The organism is Rahnella sp. BCC 1045, assembly GCF_019049615.1.
GTDB classification, from domain to species: Bacteria; Pseudomonadota; Gammaproteobacteria; order Enterobacterales; family Enterobacteriaceae; genus Rahnella; species Rahnella contaminans.
The window spans coordinates 16,828-39,239 of the sequence record NZ_JAFMOZ010000102.1 but is presented as its reverse complement, the minus strand read 5'-3'; the positions used below and the strand labels follow the sequence as shown (position 1 = coordinate 39,239).

Annotated in this window: 22 protein-coding genes; 1 reads left to right on the top strand and 21 read right to left on the bottom strand. The window is 51.7% G+C overall.

Annotated features, from left to right (window positions below; translation table 11 throughout):
* Positions 1-84: 84 nt before the first annotated feature.
* From J1782_RS04885 to leuS, 13 genes are all read right to left on the bottom strand, one after another.
* The gene (locus J1782_RS04885) at positions 85-1,026 is read right to left on the bottom strand and encodes a YbeF family transcriptional regulator (protein WP_217152547.1); all 942 of its coding nucleotides are present in this window, start codon (positions 1,024-1,026) and stop codon (positions 85-87) included.
* A 160-nt stretch (positions 1,027-1,186) separates the two neighbouring features.
* Positions 1,187-1,870 (bottom strand): lipoyl(octanoyl) transferase LipB, encoded by a 684-nt coding sequence (gene lipB, locus J1782_RS04880; RefSeq protein WP_152326433.1) that lies wholly within the window; start codon positions 1,868-1,870, stop codon positions 1,187-1,189.
* Between the two features lie 71 nt (positions 1,871-1,941).
* Positions 1,942-2,205 (bottom strand): DUF493 family protein YbeD, encoded by a 264-nt coding sequence (gene ybeD, locus J1782_RS04875; protein WP_101075657.1) that lies wholly within the window; start codon positions 2,203-2,205, stop codon positions 1,942-1,944.
* Positions 2,206-2,318: 113 nt separating this feature from the next.
* Positions 2,319-3,527, bottom strand: coding sequence for a D-alanyl-D-alanine carboxypeptidase DacA (gene dacA / locus J1782_RS04870; RefSeq protein WP_101075658.1), 1,209 nt, complete (start codon positions 3,525-3,527; stop codon positions 2,319-2,321).
* Positions 3,528-3,681: 154 nt separating this feature from the next.
* Positions 3,682-4,833: an endolytic peptidoglycan transglycosylase RlpA gene (gene rlpA, locus J1782_RS04865; protein WP_152326434.1), complete on the bottom strand. Its 1,152-nt coding sequence runs from the start codon at positions 4,831-4,833 to the stop codon at positions 3,682-3,684.
* A gap of 9 nt (positions 4,834-4,842) precedes the next feature.
* Entirely contained in the window at positions 4,843-5,955 is a 1,113-nt protein-coding gene (gene mrdB / locus J1782_RS04860) for a peptidoglycan glycosyltransferase MrdB (RefSeq protein ID WP_112287630.1), read from the bottom strand.
* Between the two features lie 6 nt (positions 5,956-5,961).
* Positions 5,962-7,866 carry a peptidoglycan DD-transpeptidase MrdA gene (mrdA, locus tag J1782_RS04855; RefSeq protein WP_152326435.1) on the bottom strand — a complete coding sequence of 635 codons (1,905 nt, stop codon included), beginning with the start codon at positions 7,864-7,866 and terminating at the stop codon, positions 5,962-5,964.
* A 38-nt stretch (positions 7,867-7,904) separates the two neighbouring features.
* Positions 7,905-8,375, bottom strand: coding sequence for a 23S rRNA (pseudouridine(1915)-N(3))-methyltransferase RlmH (rlmH, locus tag J1782_RS04850; RefSeq protein ID WP_013576495.1), 471 nt, complete (start codon positions 8,373-8,375; stop codon positions 7,905-7,907).
* 3 nt (positions 8,376-8,378) lie between these two features.
* Complete coding sequence (gene rsfS / locus J1782_RS04845; RefSeq protein WP_152326436.1) at positions 8,379-8,696, bottom strand: ribosome silencing factor; 318 nt, start codon at positions 8,694-8,696, stop codon at positions 8,379-8,381.
* Positions 8,697-8,902: 206 nt separating this feature from the next.
* Positions 8,903-9,580: a nicotinate-nucleotide adenylyltransferase gene (gene nadD, locus J1782_RS04840; protein ID WP_152326437.1), complete on the bottom strand. Its 678-nt coding sequence runs from the start codon at positions 9,578-9,580 to the stop codon at positions 8,903-8,905.
* Between the two features lie 14 nt (positions 9,581-9,594).
* Complete coding sequence (gene holA / locus J1782_RS04835; protein WP_152326438.1) at positions 9,595-10,635, bottom strand: DNA polymerase III subunit delta; 1,041 nt, start codon at positions 10,633-10,635, stop codon at positions 9,595-9,597.
* Positions 10,632-11,261: an LPS assembly lipoprotein LptE gene (gene lptE, locus J1782_RS04830; RefSeq protein WP_152326439.1), complete on the bottom strand. Its 630-nt coding sequence runs from the start codon at positions 11,259-11,261 to the stop codon at positions 10,632-10,634. Before lptE ends, holA begins: the two co-directional genes overlap by 4 nt.
* A 14-nt stretch (positions 11,262-11,275) precedes the next feature.
* Complete coding sequence (leuS, locus tag J1782_RS04825; protein ID WP_152326440.1) at positions 11,276-13,858, bottom strand: leucine--tRNA ligase; 2,583 nt, start codon at positions 13,856-13,858, stop codon at positions 11,276-11,278.
* 269 nt (positions 13,859-14,127) lie between these two features.
* Here leuS and J1782_RS04820 point away from each other — a divergent pair, with 269 nt between their 5' ends.
* Positions 14,128-14,625 (top strand): zinc ribbon-containing protein, encoded by a 498-nt coding sequence (locus tag J1782_RS04820; RefSeq protein ID WP_152326441.1) that lies wholly within the window; start codon positions 14,128-14,130, stop codon positions 14,623-14,625.
* Between the two features lie 49 nt (positions 14,626-14,674).
* Here the strand turns inward: J1782_RS04820 and J1782_RS04815 are convergent, their stop codons facing one another.
* The 8 genes from J1782_RS04815 to J1782_RS04780 all read right to left on the bottom strand — a co-directional run bounded on the left by J1782_RS04815 (position 14,675) and on the right by J1782_RS04780 (position 22,406).
* Entirely contained in the window at positions 14,675-15,400 is a 726-nt protein-coding gene (locus J1782_RS04815; protein WP_152326442.1) for an amino acid ABC transporter ATP-binding protein, read from the bottom strand.
* On the bottom strand, positions 15,397-16,074 hold the full coding sequence (gene gltK, locus J1782_RS04810; protein ID WP_152326443.1) for a glutamate/aspartate ABC transporter permease GltK: 678 nt from the start codon (positions 16,072-16,074) through the stop codon (positions 15,397-15,399). Before gltK ends, J1782_RS04815 begins: the two co-directional genes overlap by 4 nt.
* 2 nt (positions 16,075-16,076) lie before the next feature.
* Positions 16,077-16,817, bottom strand: coding sequence for an amino acid ABC transporter permease (locus J1782_RS04805; protein WP_152326444.1), 741 nt, complete (start codon positions 16,815-16,817; stop codon positions 16,077-16,079).
* Positions 16,818-17,006: 189 nt separating this feature from the next.
* Positions 17,007-17,903, bottom strand: coding sequence for an amino acid ABC transporter substrate-binding protein (locus tag J1782_RS04800; RefSeq protein ID WP_165059420.1), 897 nt, complete (start codon positions 17,901-17,903; stop codon positions 17,007-17,009).
* A 440-nt stretch (positions 17,904-18,343) separates the two neighbouring features.
* Positions 18,344-19,873, bottom strand: coding sequence for an apolipoprotein N-acyltransferase (gene lnt, locus J1782_RS04795; protein WP_217152546.1), 1,530 nt, complete (start codon positions 19,871-19,873; stop codon positions 18,344-18,346).
* A gap of 7 nt (positions 19,874-19,880) precedes the next feature.
* A complete protein-coding gene (gene corC / locus J1782_RS04790; RefSeq protein ID WP_101075684.1) occupies positions 19,881-20,759 on the bottom strand; it encodes a CNNM family magnesium/cobalt transport protein CorC in 879 nt (292 codons plus the stop codon).
* 100 nt (positions 20,760-20,859) lie between these two features.
* Positions 20,860-21,333 (bottom strand): rRNA maturation RNase YbeY, encoded by a 474-nt coding sequence (gene ybeY, locus J1782_RS04785; protein WP_152326447.1) that lies wholly within the window; start codon positions 21,331-21,333, stop codon positions 20,860-20,862.
* Entirely contained in the window at positions 21,330-22,406 is a 1,077-nt protein-coding gene (locus J1782_RS04780; RefSeq protein ID WP_152326448.1) for a PhoH family protein, read from the bottom strand. The genes ybeY and J1782_RS04780 overlap by 4 nt, the downstream gene beginning before the upstream one ends.
* Between the last annotated feature and the right edge of the window lie 6 nt (positions 22,407-22,412).

The following is a 22,412-nucleotide window of genomic DNA, read 5'->3' as shown; positions in this document are numbered from 1 at the left end:
GATATATATGATTTTTTAAGTGAGACTCTCGTTATCTTCTTCTGGTGTTAATGGTGTGTAAATATTTTCGCCGATTCCGAAAATTCAGCCGGAAGACGTCAGCGATTCATCCTGTGAGAAAGCCAGTTTGATCGCATCAATAATCATGCTCAGCGTTTTATCGCTTTTTGCCGTTTTGTTGTAATACATGATGATATCAAATGACACCGCTGGAATATCCGATTCGAGGATATTGACCGGAAAACTTTTTTGCAGCAGTTCGACCATTTTTCTCGGCAATATCCCCAGCAAATCGGTGTTGGAAACCATCGAGAGAGAGTTTATTGCGTTATAACTGGTAAACACTATAGGGCGATCTGGCAGGAAACCGCTGATTTCAAATTGTATACGCTTGAGATCGCTGGCGTTTGTCACCACGGTGGTCTGCGGCATGGCCAGAGCCTGTTGGAGCGTAATGGTTTTATCCAGCGTCGGGTGATTCTTTCTGCACACAAATACCGCGGTATCTGACATCAGCCGGATGCCTTTCAGTGACTTGTTAAACAGCGGGCTGGTATCAATCACTAGATCCGCACGATGTTGGATCAGCGTATCTTCCGGATCGCTGAGCGGCAGGTGTTTCAGCGTGTAGTTGCTGTTGATTTTCATCAGCTCTTTGAGGATGAGCGGAAACGTTTGTAGTGCGACATACGGGTAACAACTGATGGTCAGTACGCGGGATTTGTCGTTATCGTGCGTAAAGTCCAGACCGGTGAGAATCGAGCTCAAACCCTGACTGATGTGCTGATGCAAATTAATGGCATACGCCGTCGGGCTGATACCTTGTCCGTTACGGATAAACAGCGGATCGGGAAAGGTATTGCGTAATTTCTGAATGGACTGGCTGACTGAAGACGGCGTCAGGTTCAGCGCTTTAGCGGCGTGAACAATGCCTTTATGCAGATATACCGCTTCGAAAACGGTGAGCAAATTGAGATCAAGGTTATGAAGCTTATTCAGGCTGGCACTAATATCGTTATCATCCATAAATATTTCCCGGCAGTGTGAAGGACTGTCCCGGTTATTAGCCGGGAAGTATGCTTATCCGTAAGCGATAAAATGCTAAGAAGTTCAGCGGGTGATAGTAAACCAGAATGCGAAGTAAAACTGCTAACACGTTGATAAGTCTGATGGTAAAGCACAGGAATCAGAGCGGCGAAGTCGCGTACTGCTCAATTTGCCAGGGCAGATAATCAACTTGCTGATAATCAAGACGATGATTAAAGGATTTCACCAGAACCGGCATAACCTGGTCAACGGTCAGTCCCGGTTTTTCCAGGCTGGCCTGCGTCATTTCCAGACCTGCATACCCGCACGGATTAATCCGGTGAAACGGCTCGAGATCCATATCAATATTCAATGCCAGACCGTGCAATGAACATCCTTTTCGAATGCGCAGGCCGAGGGAACAAATCTTTTTGCCATCGACATAAACGCCGGGCGCATCGGCACGCGGGTAGGCATCGATAGAAAAGTGCGCCAGCGTATCCACTACGGTTTGTTCGATAGCCGTGACTAACTGACGGACGCCCAGTTTTTTCCGTTTCAAATCGACCATCACATACATCACCTGCTGGCCCGGTCCGTGATAGGTGACCTGACCGCCGCGATCGCTTTGGATCACCGGAATATCGCCGGGCATTAAAACATGCTCTGCCTTTCCTGCCTGACCCTGAGTGAAGACGCGCGGATGCTGAACCAGCCAGATTTCGTCCAGCGAGTCGGCGTTCCGGTGCTCAGTGAAATGGTGCATGGCCAGAGAGACAGGCTCATACGGCTGAAGGCCAAGCTGGCGCAGTACGATACGTTCTTGCGGATTATGTGATTGCACGGCAGTTATCGTCAGTAGGAGGAGGGAAACGCGCGACAGAATTTCTCTCGCGCGGGTCGGTCAGAAAGGGCTTACAGCACCATGCGGACAATTTCGATATTACCCAACTCAGAATACAGGGTTTCGACCTGATCGATGTGGGTGGCGGTGATCGTAATTGAAACGGAGTGGTAATTCCCTTTACTGCTCGGTTTTACCTGAGGATTGTAGTCGCCAGGCGCATGGCGTTGCACGACTTCCACAACCTGGTCCACCAGCTCGGGTTGTGCCAGGCCCATTACTTTGTAGGTAAAGGAGCAAGGGAATTCGAGCAGTTCGTTCAGTTTGGTTTTCATGTGCACTCCAGCGTATTAAGTATTATCTCTGAAAGTATAACTCCCGCCGAAGCGGGAGCCATAATCTATACCGATTATATGGGGATTGTTGCAAACTTTTTCAAGCGGACAACTTAGCCAAACCAGTGGTGGAACATCAGCTTGATATAATCGACGATGCGGCCGAAGAAACCGCCTTCTTTCACTTCGTTCATCACGACCAGCGGACGTTCATCAATGGTTTTACCATCAAGCTGGAAATTGATTGAACCCACGACCTGATTTTTCTGCAATGGCGCGTGCAGTTCAGGTGTGTTCAGCACATAGCTGGCTTTCAAATCTTTCATGCGGCCACGCGGGATGGTCAGATAAGCATCTTTCTCAACGCCCAGCGCAACGCGATCGGTATCACCAAACCAGACTGGCTCAGAGGCGAATTCTTTACCTGCTTTCAACGGAGATACAGTTTCGAAGAAACGGAAGCCCCAGGTCAGCAGTTTTTTACTTTCAACTTCACGGCCTTTATAAGTATGCCCGCCCATGACAGCAGAAATCAGACGCATCTGGCCTTCTGTTGCGGATGCCACCAGGTTATAACCCGCGGAATCGGTATGGCCGGTTTTGATGCCGTCAACGTTCAGGCTGTTATCCCACAGCAAGCCGTTACGGTTCATCTGGCGGATATTGTTGAAGGTGAATTCTTTTTCTTTATAGGTTGCGTACTCTTCCGGTACATCGCGGATCAGCGCCTGACCAATCAACGCCATGTCGCGAGCAGAACTGTACTGACCGGCGGCATCCAGACCATGGACGGTACCGAAATGGGTGTTTTTCAGGCCCAGCGCGTTCACGTAGTTGTTCATGATGGCAACGAACGCATCCTGACTTCCGGCGACGTGATCGGCCATTGCCACACAGGCATCGTTGCCTGATTGCAGAATAATGCCGCGGTTGAGTTCAGAAACTGGCACGCGATCGCCGGGTTTGAGGAACATCAGGGAAGAACCTTTGAACACCGGGTTACCGGTTGCCCAGGCGTCCGGCCCCACGGTGACGATGTCGGTCGGAGAGATTTTGCCGGCTTTGATGGACTGACCGATGACATAGCTGGTCATCATTTTGGTCAGGCTGGCGGGGTCACGGCGCGCATCAGCATTCATTTCCGCCAGAACTTTGCCGGAGTTGTAGTCGATCAGGACGTAGGCTTCTGCATCAATTTGCGGAACGCCAGGGATCATTGTTTTTAAATTAACATCGTCGGCATAGGCGGACGCTGCACTGAAAGTGATAACGGTGCCAAATGCGAGGCTTTTGACTAAACGTGAAGTGTTTACAAGTTTCATGATCGGGACAACAACATCCGTGGAGGTAAGTGATAAACGTGCGCCACTATAGCAGAAGAGTCATAAGTCAGACATCTTCGATTACCGGCGCTTACTGACTTTTACTTATAAGAAAAGGGACTTATAAGTCCGGGGCCTGAGCCCCGGAGGGGTATTACATGCTGGCAGTGACAAAAGATTGCTGTTGGGCTTCGCTGGCGAGCCGCTGTTGCAGTTGAACCGCCTGCTGGCGCGTGCTGAAGGGCCCAAGCTGAACGCGGTAAGTACTGCCATTGGCCTGCACTTTGCCCGGAACGTTGAAGCGCTGGCTCAGGCTTTTCTGCCATAACTGTGCGTTCTGAGGATTACTCAGCGCACCGACCTGTACCATATAACCAGAACTCGGAATGGCAGTAGTATGCGCTGGTGCGGCGGCAACCGGCGCGGCAGAGGCCGCGATAACCGGTGCTGCGCTGGCTGTTACCACCGGCGCGACAGGTTCGCTGCCTTCAAGTACGCCCGCGCGCAATGGCGTTGGCGCACTCAGAAAACCCCCACCGCCGCTGTTGCCGGACATTGTGGTAGCAGCAGGCACATTTGCGTTGCTGCTGTCTTCGTCATTGGTCAGCGGTGCTGCGTTCGGGTTGCTCAGCGTACTGTTGCTGATCGGGCGCACATCAGAAGTGTTCACCGGTTCTGAGGATAGCGTCGGCGTTCCCATGCTGCTGGCACCCAGGCTCGGGCGCGATGGCAGGGCATAGGATTGCTTGGCCACAGTGGTACCGATGGTGCCCGGGCCAGACATCGTACCGTCCGGCGCAACGTTAATGAAATCAACGCGGACTTTGGTGCTGTTAGTCAGGTTCAGACGATCTGCCGCAGCCTGAGACAAATCAATAATTTTGCCCGGAACATACGGGCCGCGGTCATTTACACGCACCACCAGCATACGTCCGGTTGCCATATTGGTAACGCGCACATAGCTTGGAATTGGCAGGGTAGGATGCGCCGCCGTCATGGCTGTCGGGTCGAATTCTTCACCAATTGCCGTGGTATTGCCGCCGTTTTCCTGACCGTACCAGGCTGCCTGACCGACTTGTGAGAAGTTTGACGGATCTTTGACGATTTTATAGGTTTTACCGTTGACGGTATAATCCTGCATCGTGCCCTGATTATAAGGTTCGTAACGCGGATCAGCCCCGCCGATTTCCACCACAGGGCCGTTGTAGGCTTGTTGCGGTGCCGGTTGTTGTTGCTGAGTATCATCAGTGGCGCAGCCACTTAACAGCAAACCGATAATGACAGCTCCAAGCCACTCCTTACGCATTGCTCACCTCTATAAATTTTTTGACAACATTTTTCGATGAGTATGTATCGACATGACGATACCAAACCCTGCCATTAGCACGATGAGTGCCGACCCGCCATAGCTGACCAGAGGCAAAGGTACCCCAACTACCGGGACAATACCACTGACCATACCGATGTTAACAAACACATAAACGAACAGAATCAACATCAAACCACCGGACATTACGCGCCCAAATGTGGTCTGTGCATTGGCCGCGATCACCAGCCCGCGCATGATAAGGCACAGGTAAAGCCCGAGCAGAACCAGCACGCCGATAAGGCCCAGTTCTTCGGCCAGTACGGCAAAGATAAAGTCGGTATGACGCTCTGGCAAAAATTCCAGCTGTGATTGCGTTCCGTGCAACCAGCCTTTGCCGGAGAGACCGCCGGAGCCAATCGCAATCTTCGACTGAATAATATGATAGCCCGCCCCGAGCGGATCGCTCTCCGGATCAAGCAGCATCATGACGCGGTCTCGCTGATAATCGTGCATCAGGAAGAACCACAATATTGGAATAAAGGCGGCGACCAGAATGGCGGCGACCGCAATCAGTTTCCAGCTCATGCCCGACAGGAACAGGACAAACAGGCCGGATGCGGCAATCAGAATTGACGTCCCCAGATCAGGCTGCGCAGCAACCAGCAGGGTAGGGATGAAAATCAGCGCCAGCGCAATCGCCGTATTTTTCAACGACGGCGGGCAAACGTCGCGGTTGATAAAGCGGGCGACCATCAGCGGAACGGCTATTTTCGCCAGCTCTGACGGCTGAAATTTGATAATCCCTAAATCCAGCCAGCGTTGCGCGCCTTTACTGATACTGCCAAACGCATCGACCAGCACCAGCAGAAAAACGCAGAATATATAGAGATAAGGTGCCCAGCTTTCATAAACGCGCGGGGGGATTTGTGCCATCACCAGCATAATCACCAGACCCATCAGGATCTGGCCGATTTTACGTTCCATCATGCCCATGTCCTGACCGCTGGCGCTCCACATCACGAACGCACTGTACGTCAGCAGCGCAAGTATGATCAGCAACATGGTCAGGTCGATGTGCATTTTCGACCACAATGATCTTTTTTGTTGGTTCTCAGTCATTGCCGGTTAATCACCTTCAGTTCCCGGTGGCGCGGGTGCGTCAGCCGGCAGTTGTGTCGTGTTATCGCCCAGTAAAATATGGTCGAGTATCTGCCGCGAAATTGTCCCTACCGCCGGGCCTGCACCACCGTTTTCCAGCACTACAGCAACGGCGACGGTTGGTTTGTCATACGGCGCGAAAGAGGTCATCAGTTTGTGGTCACGCAGATGTTCAGCAATCTTATGCGCATTATAGATTTCATTGGCTTTCAAACCGTAAACTTGTGCTGTCCCGGATTTTGCGGCCGCTTTGTAAGGCGCATCGGCGAAATATTTACGGGCCGTGCCGTTCGGACGGTTGGCAACACCATACATCCCGTCTTTCGCAATTTCCCAATAGCCGGAATGGATATCGCCAATCTGCGTGGTTTCCTGCTGCTGATACGGCACCTGCTTGCCATCCACTTTCGTGCTCAGCAACAGGTGCGGCGTTTTGACATTGCCGTCATTAATCAGCGTGGTCATTGCTTTCATGATTTGCACCGGCGTTGCGGTCCAGTAACCCTGGCCTATACCGACAGGAATAGTGTCACCCTGATACCACGGTTTTTTAAAGCGTTTAAATTTCCAGTCGCGGTTTGGCATATTGCCGCTGCGCTCTTCGGATAAGTCGATACCGCTGTACTGACCATAGCCGAATTTCCCCATCCATTCAGAAAGACGGTCAATCCCCATGTCGTACGCAACCTGATAGAAGAAGGTATCCGCGGATTCCTCAAGGGCTTTGGTCACATTCAGGCGGCCATGACCCCAGTGTTTCCAGTCACGATAGCGCTTGTCTGAGCCGGGTAACTGCCACCAGCCGGGGTCAAACAGAGAGGTGTTTTTGTTGATCACACCGGTCGTCAGCGCTGACACGGAAATATACGGTTTCACGGTTGACGCCGGCGGGTAAACGCCTTGCGTGGTACGGTTGATCAGTGGTTTGTTCGGATCGTTTAACAACGAACTGTAGTCTTTGCTGGAAATCCCGTCGACGAACAAATTCGGATCATAGCTTGGGTTAGACACCAGCGCGCGAATTGCACCATCACGCGGATCAGTGACCACCACGGCGGCGCGGCTGCCGGTCAGCAGGACTTCAATATATTGTTGAAGCGGCAGGTCGATGGTCAGATAAATATCTTTCCCGGCCTGAGGCGGCTCCTCATGCAACTGACGGATCACGCGGCCACGGTTGTTAACTTCCACTTCTTCATAGCCGGTTTTGCCGTGAAGCGTGTCTTCGTAAAAGCGTTCTATGCCGAGTTTGCCAATATCGTGCGTTGCGGCGTAGTTTGCCAGAATGCCGTCTTTATCCAGACGCTCAACGTCACGATCGTTAATTTTCGAAACGTAGCCGATAACATGCGTGAGGGCTGAGCCATATGGGTAATAGCGGCGCTGATAGCCTTTGACTTCAACGCCGGGGAAATGGAACTGGTTCACGGAGAAACGCGCGACCTGAACTTCGGTCAGTGCCGTTTTCACTGCGATAGACGTAAAGCGTCGCGAACGCTGGCGCTCTTTTTTGAAGTTCTCGATATCGTCCGGGGTTAAATCGACGATAGGTTTCAGCCCTTCGAGCGTGGCCTGAAGATCATCGACTTTTTCGGGCACAAGTTCGAGCTGATAAATAGTGCGGTTTAACGCCAGCGGGGTTCCGTTGCGGTCATAGATAATGCCGCGGCTTGGCGCAATCGGCACCAGCTTGATACGGTTATCATTGGAACGGGTCTGATAATCCTGAAAACGGACAATCTGCAGGTTATACAAATTGAAAGCCAGGATACCACTAAGTAGCAGAATGCCGATGAACGCCACCAGTGCACGGCGCACAAAGAGGGCTGATTCAGCCGTATAGTCGCGAAAAGGGTTACGATCTATTTTCATCCCACTACTTAATTCATGTTGCTGACATTCACCACCCGTTATTCGCGGTGGTATGGATGATTAGTGGTAATACTCCAGGCGCGGTAAAGGCTTTCCGCGACCAGAACCCGAACCAGCGGGTGAGGAAGTGTCAACGGAGAGAGCGACCAGCTCTGTTCCGCTGCGGCTTTACAGGCCGGTGCCAACCCTTCCGGGCCGCCGATTAACAGGCTGACATTTCGTCCGTCCTGTTTCCAGCGTTCCAGTTGTTGTGCCAGTTGCGGGGTTTCCCACGGTGTGCCCGGAATATCCAGGGTCACAATGCGATTACCTTTACCGACAGCAGCCAGCATCTGTTCGCCTTCTTTTTCAAGAATGCGTTTGATATCAGCGTTCTTACCGCGTTTCCCTGCCGGAACTTCAGTCAGTTCAAACGGCATATCTTTCGGAAAACGGTGCAGGTAATCGTTAAAACCGGTTTGTACCCAGTCAGGCATTTTTGTGCCGACGGCGACAAGTTGCAGTTTCACGCATTAACCCCAGAGTTTCTCGAGCTCATAAAGCTGACGGCTTTCTTCCTGCATGACGTGAACGATGACTTCGCCCAGATCGACAACAACCCAGTCGGCTTCGTTGATGCCTTTCACGCCCATCGCGTCCATACCGGCCGCTTTCACTTCTTCAACCAGATGTCCGGCGATAGCCACTACATGGCGGCTGGATGTACCGGTACAAATAATCATGCAATCAGTAATACTGGATTTACCTTTAACATCAATGGCAATGATGTCTTGTGCTTTCAGGTCGTCGACTTTATCGACAACAAAATCTTGGAGCGCTTTACCTTGCAAAGGTTCCCCCTGGGGATGTTTGAAACAATTGACCTCACAAGACAGCCGCCGGTGAATCACCGAAGCAAAGGCCTGTCTCATGATGGATACACATAGCGGTTATCAGGAAAACAACTGAAAACGTTTAACAATCAATACATTGTATTGGTTAATCACGCAGCGTTATCGAGAGCCGAAATTAAGCGGCGCAGTATACCACGCGTTAGCTACTCGCGGTACAAGCCCTGTGATTCTATATAGCGCTCAACGGCAGATGGCAGCAAATCTGAGCAATCAAGCCCCGCATGACGCCGTTCACGGATTTCCGTTGCTGAAATATCTATCAGCGGTGTATTGGCCTGATAAATGAATCCGGCGGGTTTCTGTTTGAGTTTCTCCGCATCGACCACCCGGTGTGCGTCGTACCAGCGCTGGAGCGCCGGCGTATCGAGCTGTTCCTGATATCCCGGACGCGCCATCACCACCAGATGACAAAAATCGAGCAGCGATTCCCAGCGGTGCCACTTGTGCAAGGTCAGCAATGAATCCTGGCCAATGATAAACGCCAGCGGGCAATCATCGCCATGTTCTTTACGTAACGTTGCAAGTGTCTCAATGGTGTAGGACGGCGTATCGACATTCAGCTCACGTGAGTCCACGGAAAACAACGGGTTACCCGCAACGGCCAGTTCAACCATGTACAGACGCTGTTGCGAGCTGGCTTCCGGTTGCGGGCGATGAGGCGGCACGTTGTTAGGCAACAAAATGACCTGATCAAATCCGGCCTGTCCGGCCAGGTTGGTCACGGGCTTCAGGTGCCCGTAATGAATCGGGTCGAAGGTTCCGCCGAAGAAAGCCAGTAAGGGTGCCGGGCGTGAGGAAGAATGTGAGGTGGTGAGTGACATACTTGTGTCCTGCTTCAATACGAACCCGAACCCACGTAATCAACAGGCAGGGGTTTTCCACACAATAACATGGAGAGGCTTTCCAGTTCTGACCAGACAGACTGACCATAATCCTGTTTCAGGGTGATTTCCATTTGAGTCAGCAAACGGACAGCCTGCGTCAGATGTTCGAGTGATAAACGTTGTAATGCCTGCGTCACCAGTGTCCGGCGGTTTTGCCAGACCTTTTGCTGATCAAAGAGCGTGCGCAATGGCGTCGAATCCATTTTACGCTTCAGGTTAAGCAGCATCAGAAGTTCGCGTTGCACGGTTCGCAGCAAAATAACCGGTTCGCTGTCTTCCTGCTGTAGCTGACGCAAGATGTGCCAGGCACGTTTGCTTTTACCTGCCAGCAGTGCGTCGAGCCAGTGATAGGGCGTAAAGTGCGCGGCGTCGTTGACGGCCGTTTCAACGCGTGGCAGCGTGAGTTTTCCGTCAGGATAAAGCAGGGAAAGCCGCTCGAGGGACTGAGCTAACGCCAGCAGATTGCCTTCATAGCAATAACATAAAAGCTGGTTTGCCGGTTCATCCAGTTCAAGCGATAACGCCTGAGCGCGGCGGGTGACCCAGCGGGGAAGCTGCGCCTGTTCCGGCGTCTGACAGCTGACAAACACGCCTTTATCACTCAGCGCTTTAAACCATGCGCTGTTTTCCTGCGCTTTGGTCAGTTTGGTTCCGCGCAGCAACAGTAAGATGTCGTCATGCAAAAGGGTAGTCAGCTTGAGTAATTGTTCTGCCATCGGCGCAGTCGGGCCATTATCAGGCAGGATCAGCATCAGGGTCTGACGGCTGGCGAACAGGCTCAGCGCCTGACAGATACTGAAAATTGACTCCCATTCGGTGTGGGTGTCGAGGGCAAAAGTGTAGTGTTCCTGAAAATCAGAAAGCTGAGCCGTTTTACGGATACTGTCCTGACTCTCCTGCAAAAGCAGAGGATCGTTACCACATAGCAGATAACAGGCGCGCAGCCCCTCACGGAGCTGCGCGGCAAGTTGTTCCGGGTAAATTCGGATCATTTTGCGGAAGTGCTGGCCGGAGCCGGGGTCGATACTTCAGAGGTATCATACGACTTGCTGGCAGATGACCGGGTTGAAATCACTTCTACCTGACCATTCACTTCATCGGCTTTGCGCAGTTCTGACGCATGAACCGCCAGTAACTTACGAATCAGCTGCTGAGCCGCCTGCTGGCGCATCTCTTCCAAAATAATGTCCTGCTCGTTATCTTTCGCCAGCGCGGTTAACGGGTTGTCAAAGAAGGAACGGAACACTCTCACATGGATCGGATACAAGTCTTTGCCCGGCATCAGGACCGTTGCATTGACGTCCAGTTGCATCTGGTACTCAGCCGTTTTACCGTCCTGGAAGATTGACGCAGTACTTCTGCCCGTCGATTCAGCACCAATGCGCAGCGAAGGAATGCCCTTACGCTGTTCTTTGGTTGGATCATCAACGATGGTCACGTTGCTCAGACGCAACTGAGATCGGATATCACGCGTCAACGGACCGTACGGGTCACCACTGTCCAGAACGATGGTTCTCAGCTCGTCCGGAACGTTGGTTTTTCCACGTAAGTGGAAACCACAGCCTGCTGTCACCAGCACTGCTGCGGCCAGCAGCAGCGTCATTATAGGATGTCGCACAGATCCTCCTTGACTCAACCTACAACCAGGTTAAGCAGTTTGCCCGGGACGTAGATTACTTTACGGACCGTAACCCCATCCAGATATTTTGCGACCAAATGTTCTTCTGCCGCACGCTCGCGCACTTGTTGCTCGGTAGCATCAGCGGCTACGGTGATTTTAGCACGTACTTTACCATTCACCTGCACAACGACCAGTTTGGAATCTTCCACCATGGCCTGTTCATCAGCCTTTGGCCACGGCGCGGTATCCACATCACCTTCACCGTTCAGCGCCTGCCAGAGGCTGAAGCAAACGTGCGGAGTAAACGGATAAAGCATGCGGACAACGGCCAGCAGAGCTTCCTGCAGCAGTGCGCGATCCTGTTCAGTTTCCTGAGGTGCGCGGCCCAGCTTGTTCATCAGCTCCATCACCGCGGCGATTGCGGTGTTGAAGGTCTGACGACGGCCAATATCGTCGGTGACTTTGGCGATAGTTTTATGCAGGTCACGACGCAGATCTTTTTGCGCTTCGTTCAGGGAAGCCGCATCAAGGGCAACGGTCAGGCCTTTTTCTGAATGTTCGTAGGCCAGTTTCCAGACGCGCTTCAGGAAGCGGTTTGCGCCTTCAACGCCAGATTCCTGCCATTCCAGCGTCATTTCTGCCGGAGAAGCGAACATCATAAACAGACGCACGGTGTCTGCGCCGTATTTGTCTACCATCACCTGCGGGTCGATGCCGTTGTTTTTGGACTTGGACATCTTGCTCATGCCGGCGTAAACCAGCTCGCGACCTTGCGGATCGGTCGCTTTAGTAATACGGCCTTTTTCGTCACGCTCAACCGTGGCATCTGTCGGGGAAACCCAGATACGTTCGCCGTTGCTGCCGGTGTGGTAGAAGGCGTCAGCCAGCACCATACCCTGACACAGCAGGCGTTTTGCCGGTTCGTCGGAATCAACCAGACCTGCGTCACGCATCAGTTTGTGGAAGAAGCGGAAATACATCAGGTGCATGATGGCGTGTTCGATACCACCGACATACTGATCAACCGGCAGCCAGTAATTGGCCGCAGCCGGATCCAGCATACCTTCGTCATATTGCGGGCAGGTATAACGCGCGTAATACCAGGAAGATTCCATGAAGGTATCGAAGGTGTCGGTTTCACGCAGACCAGGAATGCCATTCACAGTGGTTTTCGCCCACTCAGGATCGGCTTTGATCGGGCTGGTGATCCCATCCATCACGACGTCTTCCGGCAGGATAACCGGCAGTTGATCTTCTGGCGTAGGAATAACGGTACCGTCTTCCAGTGTGATCATCGGGATTGGCGCACCCCAGTAACGCTGACGGGAAACACCCCAGTCACGCAGACGGTAGTTAACTTTTCGCTGACCAACACCCTGAGCAACCAGTTTGTCGGCAATAGCGTTGAAGCCTTCTTCGTGATTCAGACCATCGAATTCGCCGGAATTAAACAGCGTACCTTTCTCGGTCATCGCTTCTGCGGTGACTTCAGGATGGCTGCCATCAACGTTCAGGATAACCGGTTTGATCTGCAGGTTATATTTAGTGGCGAATTCCCAGTCACGCTGGTCGTGACCTGGAACGGCCATGACCGCGCCGGTACCGTATTCCATCAGAACGAAGTTAGCGACCCAGATTGGCAGTTTTTCACCAGACAGCGGATGAACAGCAAACAGACCGGTTGCCATGCCTTTTTTCTCCATCGTTGCCATTTCTGCTTCGGCAACTTTGGTGTTACGGCATTCGTCGATGAAATCGTTCAGTGCAGGATTATTTTGCGCACCCAGCTGCGCCAGCGGATGACCTGCGGCGACAGCCACATAGGTCGCACCCATAAAGGTGTCAGGGCGGGTAGTGTACACCGTTACTTTTTCGTCGCTGTCTGCCACGTCAAAAGTGATTTCCACGCCTTCGGAACGGCCAATCCAGTTACGCTGCATGGTTTTGACCTGCTCAGGCCAGCTTTCCAGCGTATCCAGATCGTTAAGCAGCTGATCGGCGTAATCGGTGATTTTGATGAACCATTGTGGAATTTCTTTGCGTTCTACTTTGGTATCACAACGCCAGCAGCAGCCGTCGATAACCTGTTCGTTCGCCAGAACGGTCAGATCATGCGGGCACCAGTTCACTGCGGAAGTCTTCTTATAAACCATGCCTTTTTCGTACAGCTTGGTGAAGAACCATTGTTCCCAACGGTAGTAATCCGGTTTGCAGGTCGCGATTTCGCGATCCCAGTCATAGCCGAAGCCCAGCAGTTTCAGCTGGTTCTTCATATATTCGATGTTTTCGTAAGTCCACGGCGCAGGCGCAGTGTTGTTTTTTACCGCAGCACCTTCAGCAGGCAGGCCGAAAGCATCCCAGCCAATTGGCTGCAGAACGTTTTTGCCGAGCATACGCTGATAACGGGAAATCACGTCACCAATGGTGTAGTTGCGCACGTGTCCCATGTGGAGGCGACCTGACGGATAAGGCAACATGGAGAGACAATAATATTTCTCCTTACCAGGCTGTTCGGTAACTTTGAAGGTTTGCTTCTCTTGCCAGTGAAGCTGAACGTGTGACTCAATGTCTTCTGGACGGTATTGCTCTTGCATGGCGGCCGGTGGTCCTGTGAGTGAAAACAGCTACGCCTGTAGCTCAAAAAGTTTTAATCAAAAGATCCGCATAGCATAGCCGATAAGCGGAGGGTGCAACAACACCCGCTGAAGGGCTAACAGGGATTTCTGCCTTCTTCTGACGCATTATTCATAATCTGCGAGTCAGCCCGGGATAATCTGCGCGCCGTATCAGGGATTTACGTCTAAAATAAAGACAATACGCTCCCGCCGGGCAAACGGTCATGTCAGTTCAAGGAGAGGAAGTTATGAGCAATATTACGCAATCTTACCGCCAGTTAGTGTCTTCGCTGACTGAGCGGTTAAAAAATGGCGAACGTGATATCAGCGCACTGGTGCAGGATGCCCGTGTCCGTCTGCAAAATGAAGGCAAGTTGTCAGAAATTCAGATTGAACAGTTAACCTCCGCCGTCAGGCGCGATCTGCATGAGTTCGCGCGCAGTTACGGCGAGAGTCAGCGCGCGGTGGCAGAAGACGACGGAACTGACAGCGTATTTTTGCGTGTGATTAAAGAAAGCCTGTGGAAAGAACTGGCCGATATGACCGACAAAACGCAGCTTGAATGGAAAGAAGTGTTTAAAGACGTCAGCCATCACGGCATTTATCACAGCGGGGAAGTGGTGGGACTCGGGAATCTGGTCTGTGAAAACTGTCATTTCCATCTGGCGGTATACACGCCAGAGATTCTGAGCCGATGTCCTAAATGTGGAAATACCGAATTCAGCCGTCGCCCGTTTGAACCGTGATGTTTAATTGTCTGCTTCCGGTCTGATCCGGAAGCAGACAATTCAGGTTTTAGTGCAGAATTTTCGCCAGGAAATCGCGGGCACGATCAGATTCCGGATTATTGAAGAAGTCGTCTTTATTACGGTCTTCAACAATTTTACCTTCATCCATGAAAATCACGCGGTTCGCCACTTTACGTGCAAAGCCCATTTCGTGGGTGACCACCATCATTGTCATGCCTTCGTTTGCCAGCTCAACCATTACGTCCAGCACTTCGTTGATCATTTCCGGATCAAGCGCTGAGGTCGGTTCATCAAACAGCATGGCAATAGGATCCATACATAATGCGCGGGCGATAGCGACACGCTGCTGTTGCCCGCCGGAAAGCTGACCGGGGAATTTGTTGGCGTGAGCAGATAAGCCCACGCGATCCAGCAGTTTCAGGCCTTTTTCTTTCGAAGCTGCTTTATCGCGTTTCAGCACTTTTACCTGAGCAAGCGTCAGGTTATCGATGATCGACAAATGCGGGAACAGCTCAAAATGCTGGAACACCATGCCAACTTTCGCGCGCAACTGAGCCAGATTGGTTTTTTTGTCATTGACCGGCGTGCCGTTAACCAGGATCTCACCTTTCTGAATCGGCTCCAGTCCGTTAACGGTTTTGATCAGCGTCGATTTACCTGAGCCTGAAGGCCCGCAAACCACCACAACTTCACCTTTTTTAACTTCGGTGCTGCACCCGGTCAGCACCTGAAAGTGCCCGTACCATTTAGAAACATTCTTCAGTGAAATCATGAAACGGTCCTTTTCTTCAAATAACGCACCAGCAAGGAAGCACAAAGGCTGATAACAAAGTAAATAAGTCCTGCAAACAGCACCATCTCTACCAGCGTACCGTCACGGTCGCCGATATTGGATGCGCTGCGGAAGAAGTCGGCGAGGCCCAGAACATACACCAGGGAGGTATCCTGGAATAAGACAATCGCCTGCGTCAGTAACAACGGCACCATCGCGCGGAACGCCTGCGGCAAAATCACCAGTTGCATGGACTGCCATTGGGTCATGCCCAGCGCCAGCGCGGCGGAAGATTGCCCGCGGGCAATACTGATAATCCCTGCGCGAATGATTTCGGAATAGTAGGCTGCTTCAAACAAGGCGAACGCCACCATCGCAGAAATCAGGCGGATATCCGTTTTAGGGGATAAACCGAGCACTTTTTGCAGGAAGCCGGGCACAATCAGATAGAACCACAACAACACCATCACCAGCGGCACGGCGCGGAACAGGTTGACATAAGCCGAGGCAAACCAGCTGACCGGTTTGAAAGACGATAAACGCATGACCGCCAGCAGCGTACCCCAGAGGATACCGACAACAATCGCCAGCGAGGTGATTTTCAGGGTGACGACCATGCCCTGCCACAAGTACGGCAGGCCGGGACCGATAGAACTCCAGTCAAATTCATGCATTCTTATTTACCCCCCATGTTGCCCGGCAGGCGGACTTTACGTTCTACAAAATGCATCAGGAACATGATGATGGCATTGATAAGGACGTAGGCAACGGTAATCGCAGTAAATGATTCATACGCATGTGCGGAGTAATCAAGCAGCTTGCCGGCTTGCGCTGCCATATCGACCAAACCGATGGTGGAGGCGATAGCCGAGTTTTTCACCAGGTTAACCATTTCGGATGTCATCGGTGGCACGATCACGCGGTACGCGTTTGGCAACAGAACATAACGATAGGTCTGAGGCAGCGTCAGGCCCATTGCCAGACCGGCATTACGCTGGCCGCTTGGCAGTGACTGAATGGCCGCACGCACCTGCTCGCATACGCGGGCAGCGGTGAACAGACCGAGACAGATTACTGACGAGGAGAAGAATTGCACATTTGGCGCCAGCTCTGATTTAAACCACATACCGATATTTTCGGGCAGCAGTTCAGGCACAACCAGATACCAGATAAAGAATTGCACAATGAGTGGCACGTTACGGAAGAGTTCAACGTAACAGGTGCCGATACCGGAAAGGATCCGGTTGGGAACGGTACGCAGTATCCCGAAAAGTGAACCGACGAAGAACGCGATAATCCAGGCGCAAACCGACAGTGCGACAGTGACCTGAAATCCATTCCAAATCCAGCCCAGGTAGGTGGTATTCCCAAAGGGGGCTTGTTGCAAAAATATGCCCCAGTTCCAATCTATTGACATAAAAACTCCGTAAACCGGGTAATGAACTACCCATCTGAGTGATGACGTGGTCCGCGTGAAAAATGACTGGGAGGATATGCGGGGTGGGGAACGACCACCCCGCATCCGGTCTGCATCATCACAGGCTGGTGGTCCAGCCTTATTCTTTAATTACACTTCTCTTGGTTATACCCGTCTGTCTGGTATTTCTTACAGTGCTTTATCGTTTGGCGCTTTGAACAGGGCTTTCATGTCGTCAGACAGTTCAAAGTTCATGTTCAGATTCTTCGGAGGAATCGGTTTTTTGAACCAGGTTTCAAACCACTTAGTCGCCTCACCGGAAGTCTGTGCTTTCACGATGGTGTCATCGACCAGTTTTTTGAAATCGGCATCATCTTTACGCATCATGCAGCCATATGCTTCTTTGGACTGTGGAGTTCCGATGATTTCCCAGTTGTCTGGTTTTTTGGCTTTCGCACGTTCACCGGCTAACAGGGCATCATCCATCATGAAGGCAACGGCACGACCGGTTTCCAGAGTACGGAACGAGTCACCGTGGTCTTTCGCGCTGATGATGCGCAGATCCAGTTTTTTCTCTTCGTTCAGTTTATTAAGCAGCACTTCAGAGGTTGTCCCGGAAGTCACCACAACGGTTTTGCCTTTCAGATCAGCGAAGTCTTTAATCTCCGACCCTTTCTTCACTAACAGACGGGTGCCGATAACGAAGATGGTGTCGGAGAAAGCGGCTTGCTGCTGGCGCTCGAGGTTGTTGGTGGTAGAACCACACTCAAAATCATAGGTGCCGTTTTGCAGCAACGGAATACGGTTCTGCGAGGTGATTGGCATCATTTTGACCTGCAGGTTTGGCAGGTTCAGTTTTTTCTTAACCGCGTCAACGATGGCGTCGGAATAGTCCTGTGAATAACCTACGACTTTCTGTTCGTTATTGTAGTAAGAGAATGGCACTGAGGATTCGCGGTGACCTACCACGATAACGCCATTGTCTTTGATTTTTTTCAGGGTGCCGGTCAGTTCTTCTGCGTGAGCAAAGCTGCTTACGGCAACGCTTGCCAACACTACGGATAACGCCAATTTGCGCAATTGCATGTCCAACTCCTTGCTGTCATTAGGGATCCAAATCACGGATCAGAAAGTGCTAATGCCTCGTCATATGAAGCTAGAAAATAACTGAATGTGAATTTTATGAAACCACATTGTTTCTTTTTTGAGACGAGACACGCACCAATTAAAAGCAATTAACGGGCTATGCACTTAGAAGGTGCATGAGGAATAGCCTTTTTGTTCCAAAATGATGCATGACGTCATAAAAAGTAACTAATCAGATATCTTTCAATTAGATGTAGCAAGAGTCATGCCAGAAAACCTGATTTAACTTCATCAGCGGTCAGATAATCAGCGCTTAATGCCGGGTTTATAACAAACGGCAGCAGGTAAAAGGGGGGAAAGATTACGGGGGCTAAAAAGAAGATGCGACAAAACAGTTCAGGCGCCCGAAGACGCCTGATTTAAAGAGAAAATACGAAAATTCAGTTTTTGCGACGACCCAGCCACAGTGCCGCGACAGCCATGATGAGCGTTACTATCCACACCGGCCACCAGCCAACGCGCGCATACGGCGTCATACCGGTTGTCGGCGTGACCTTCACGTTCAGAACCTGACGGGTAAACTGCGGAATTTGGGCGGTCACATCGCCCTGAGCATTCACTACGGCGGTAATACCGTTGTTGGTGCTGCGCAGCAACGGGCGGCCTAATTCCAGCGAACGCATACGCGCCATCTGGAAATGCTGCCACGGGCCAATCGAGTGGCCGAACCAGGCATCGTTGGAAATGGTCAGCAGGAAATTGGTGTCCGGCTGCAGGTTGTCACGCACCTGCTCACCGAAGACCACTTCATAACAAATGGCAGTGGTCAGATTGAGTCCGCTGACAAACAACGGTTTCTGCACATAATCGCCGCTGGTCAGGCCCGACATTGGCAAATCGAAGAACGGCGCGAGAGGGCGTAGCAGCCTTTCCAGAGGAACAAATTCACCAAAGGGTACCAGATGGTGTTTATTGAAACGGTTGTCGTCCGGGTAACGATAAGTTTGTTCACCGCCCAGCACAATGGCGCTGTTGTAAACCTTCATGCCTTCTTCGTTGCGGCGCGCATCGATAATCCCGGTGACCAGTTGAGTCCCGTGAGAACGGTAAATATTATCCACCATGCTCAGGAAACCCTGCTGATCGGACTCAATATCTGAAATCGCGGATTCCGGCCAGATGATCATGCTGGATTTGCCAAGATAGGGACGGCTGAGATCCAGGTACGTTTGCAGCGCGCTTTCCAGCGCCTTCGGATCCCATTTCATGGACTGCGGAATATTGCCCTGAACCAGTGCAACATCAACAGCTTTATCAGGCTGTTCCTGATACCAGTGGATATAGCGCAGCGGCCATGGCAGCAGCAACATTGCCAGCGCAACAATACACGGGGCTTTCCGGTGCTGGTAAATGGCATACACCAGCAGACCGCTCAGGGAAGTCAGTAACAGCGTAATGCCGTTCACACCGGTGATTGGCGCAAGGCCTTTCAGCGGTCCATTGATCTGGCTGTAACCGAATTCAAGCCACGGAAAGCCGGTCAGCACCCAACCGCGAAGAAATTCAGTAACTTGCCACAGCGCCGGCGCGGCAATTGCCAGTTTCCACCAGGTGGTTTTTGGCCAGAATTTGCTGAAAATACCGGCAAACAGCATGGTGTACAGCGACAAATAAGCCGCCAGCAAAATCACCAGGAACAGGTTGATGGCTTCCGGCATGCCGCCAAAGGTGGCGATACTGACGTAAACCCAGTTGACGCCTGTTCCAAACAGGCCAAATCCCCAGCAGAAACCTATCCACGCGGATTGCGCCGGACGGCGATCCAGCGTTAATGCCAGCAGACCGCAGAGCGAGACGATTGCTGCAGGCCAGAAATCATAGGGGGAAAAAGCGAGCGTGCCACAGGCACCGAATAAGAGCGCCAGCAGGGCGCGAACCCGCTGGCGTTGGTATAAAGAGGCAATTGCCATGGAGTAATTATTCTTCCAGTATCGGTTGCGGCGCGTCGTCCGGTATTTTTACGTGAACCTGAATAATACGGCGGCTGTCGGCCATCGCAACCTTGAACAGGTAACCGTCAATTTCAATGCTTTCGCCTCGTGCAGGCAAATGGCCGAAGGACTGCATCACCAGACCGCCAATCGTATCGACTTCGTCGTCACTGTAATGGGTCTGGAAGACTTCGTTAAAATCTTCAATCGGTGCCAGCGCGCGGACGGTGTAGGTATGGCGGCTAAGTTGACGGATATCCAGATCTTCTGCTTCGTCATACTCATCGTCGATCTCGCCGACAATCAGTTCGAGAATATCTTCGATAGTGACCAGGCCTGATACGCCGCCGAATTCATCGACAACAATCGCCATATGGTAACGCTGGGAGCGGAACTCCTTCAGCATGCGGTCAACACGTTTGCTTTCGGGAACCACCACGGCGGTTCTCAGCACTTTATCAATGCTGAATGGCTCGGACTCTGTGCGCATAAACGGCAGCAAGTCTTTGGCCATCAGGATGCCTTCAATGTGATCCTTATCTTCGCTGATCACCGGGAAGCGGGAGTGTGCGGATTCGATGATGACATCGAGACACTCTTCCAGCGGCTGATTGCGTTTTAGCGTGATCATCTGAGAACGTGGGATCATGATGTCCCGGACGCGCTGCTCGGCGATATCCATCACGCCTTCCAGCATGTCACGGGTATCGGGGTCGATCAGATCGTTTTGTTCTGAGTCACGGATCAGCTCAACCAAATCGCCACGGTTTTTGGGTTCACCGTGAAAGAGCTGGTTAAGGATAAGGGAAAAGAAGCCCTTCTTGGGACTGGGGCTGTCACTATTTTGTGAATGGTCATCGCTCATGGCGTTTGGTTTGTTTTACTCGTGTTAGTGAAAATTAGGCGAAACGCCTGCGGATGAAAAACCTTCACCGGGCAGGCGCTGCGCAAGTTTACTGATAAATTCAGTCGTCTTCTTTCTCTGAAATATAAGGATCCGGATAACCCAGATCCAGCATGATTTCAGTTTCAATTGATTCCATTTCTTCGGCTTCTTCGTCAACGATATGGTCATAGCCCAGCAAATGCAAACTGCCGTGAATCACCATATGTGCCCAGTGAGCCCAAAGTTCTTTTTCCTGCTCTTTGGCTTCCTTCTCAACCACCTGACGACAAATAATCAGGTCGCCGAGCAGTGGCATTTCCATGCCCGGAGGAGCTTCGAACGGGAAGGATAACACGTTGGTCGGTTTATCCATGCCACGATACGTCATATTCAGTTCATGGCTTTCGGGAATATCGACCAGACGGATCGTTACTTCCGATTCTTCCTGAAACTGCGGAAGAACCGCCTCCAGCCATTTTTGAAAGTCATTTTCAGACGGTAAGCCTGCGTTTTCTTCACAAGCAATTTGTAGATCGAGGATTACCGTGTTCATTGACTAACCTGCTGGGATGCGCTGTTTTGATGTTCATGTTTACGCTCTGCGGCAATCGCATCACGACGTTTCTGGTCTTCTTCTTCCCACGCTTCGTAAGCTACAACAATTCGTGCGACAACAGGATGACGAACGACGTCCTCGCTGTGGAAGAAGTTAAAGCTCAGTTCTTCAACCGAAGACAATACTTCAATGGCGTGGCGCAGGCCTGATTTCTGATGGCGCGGCAAGTCGATTTGCGTGACGTCACCGGTGATCACCGCTTTGGAGTTAAAACCAATACGGGTCAGGAACATCTTCATCTGTTCAATGGAAGTATTCTGGCTTTCATCGAGAATAATGAAGGCGTCATTGAGCGTACGCCCGCGCATATACGCCAGAGGAGCCACTTCAATAACGTTGCGCTCAATCAGTTTTTCAACCTTCTCAAAGCCCAGCATTTCGAACAGCGCGTCATACAGCGGGCGCAGATACGGATCAACCTTCTGACTCAGGTCACCCGGCAGGAAGCCCAGCTTTTCACCGGCTTCAACGGCAGGGCGCGTCAGCAGAATACGGCGTACTTCCTGACGTTCCAGCGCATCAACGGCAGCGGCAACGGCCAGATAGGTTTTACCCGTACCGGCAGGGCCGATACCAAACGTGACGTCGTGATCCAGAATATTGGCAACGTACTGCGCCTGATTCTTAGTTCGCGGTTTGATCACGCCACGCTTGGTTTTGATGATGACCGCTTTGCCAAAATCAGGCACGCTTTCAGCCGTTTGCTCAAGAACGCGGCTTTCTTTAATCGCCAGATGGATTTTTTCAGGGTCGATATCCTGAATCTCGCCACGCAGCGGCGCGGTGTCTACGTATAAGTCGCGCAGAATATCAGCGGCTGCCGCAACCGGCAGGCTCTTTCCAACAAGCTTAAATGCGTTATCACGACGGTTGATTTCAACGCCCAACCGGCGTTCCAGTTGTTTGATATTGTCATCAAACGGCCCGCACAGGCTCAGCAGACGCTGATTGTCTTCGGGCTCCAGTAAAATCTCTTGTGTTACAACGTTCAAACTTATCCTTTGGGCCACTCTGGA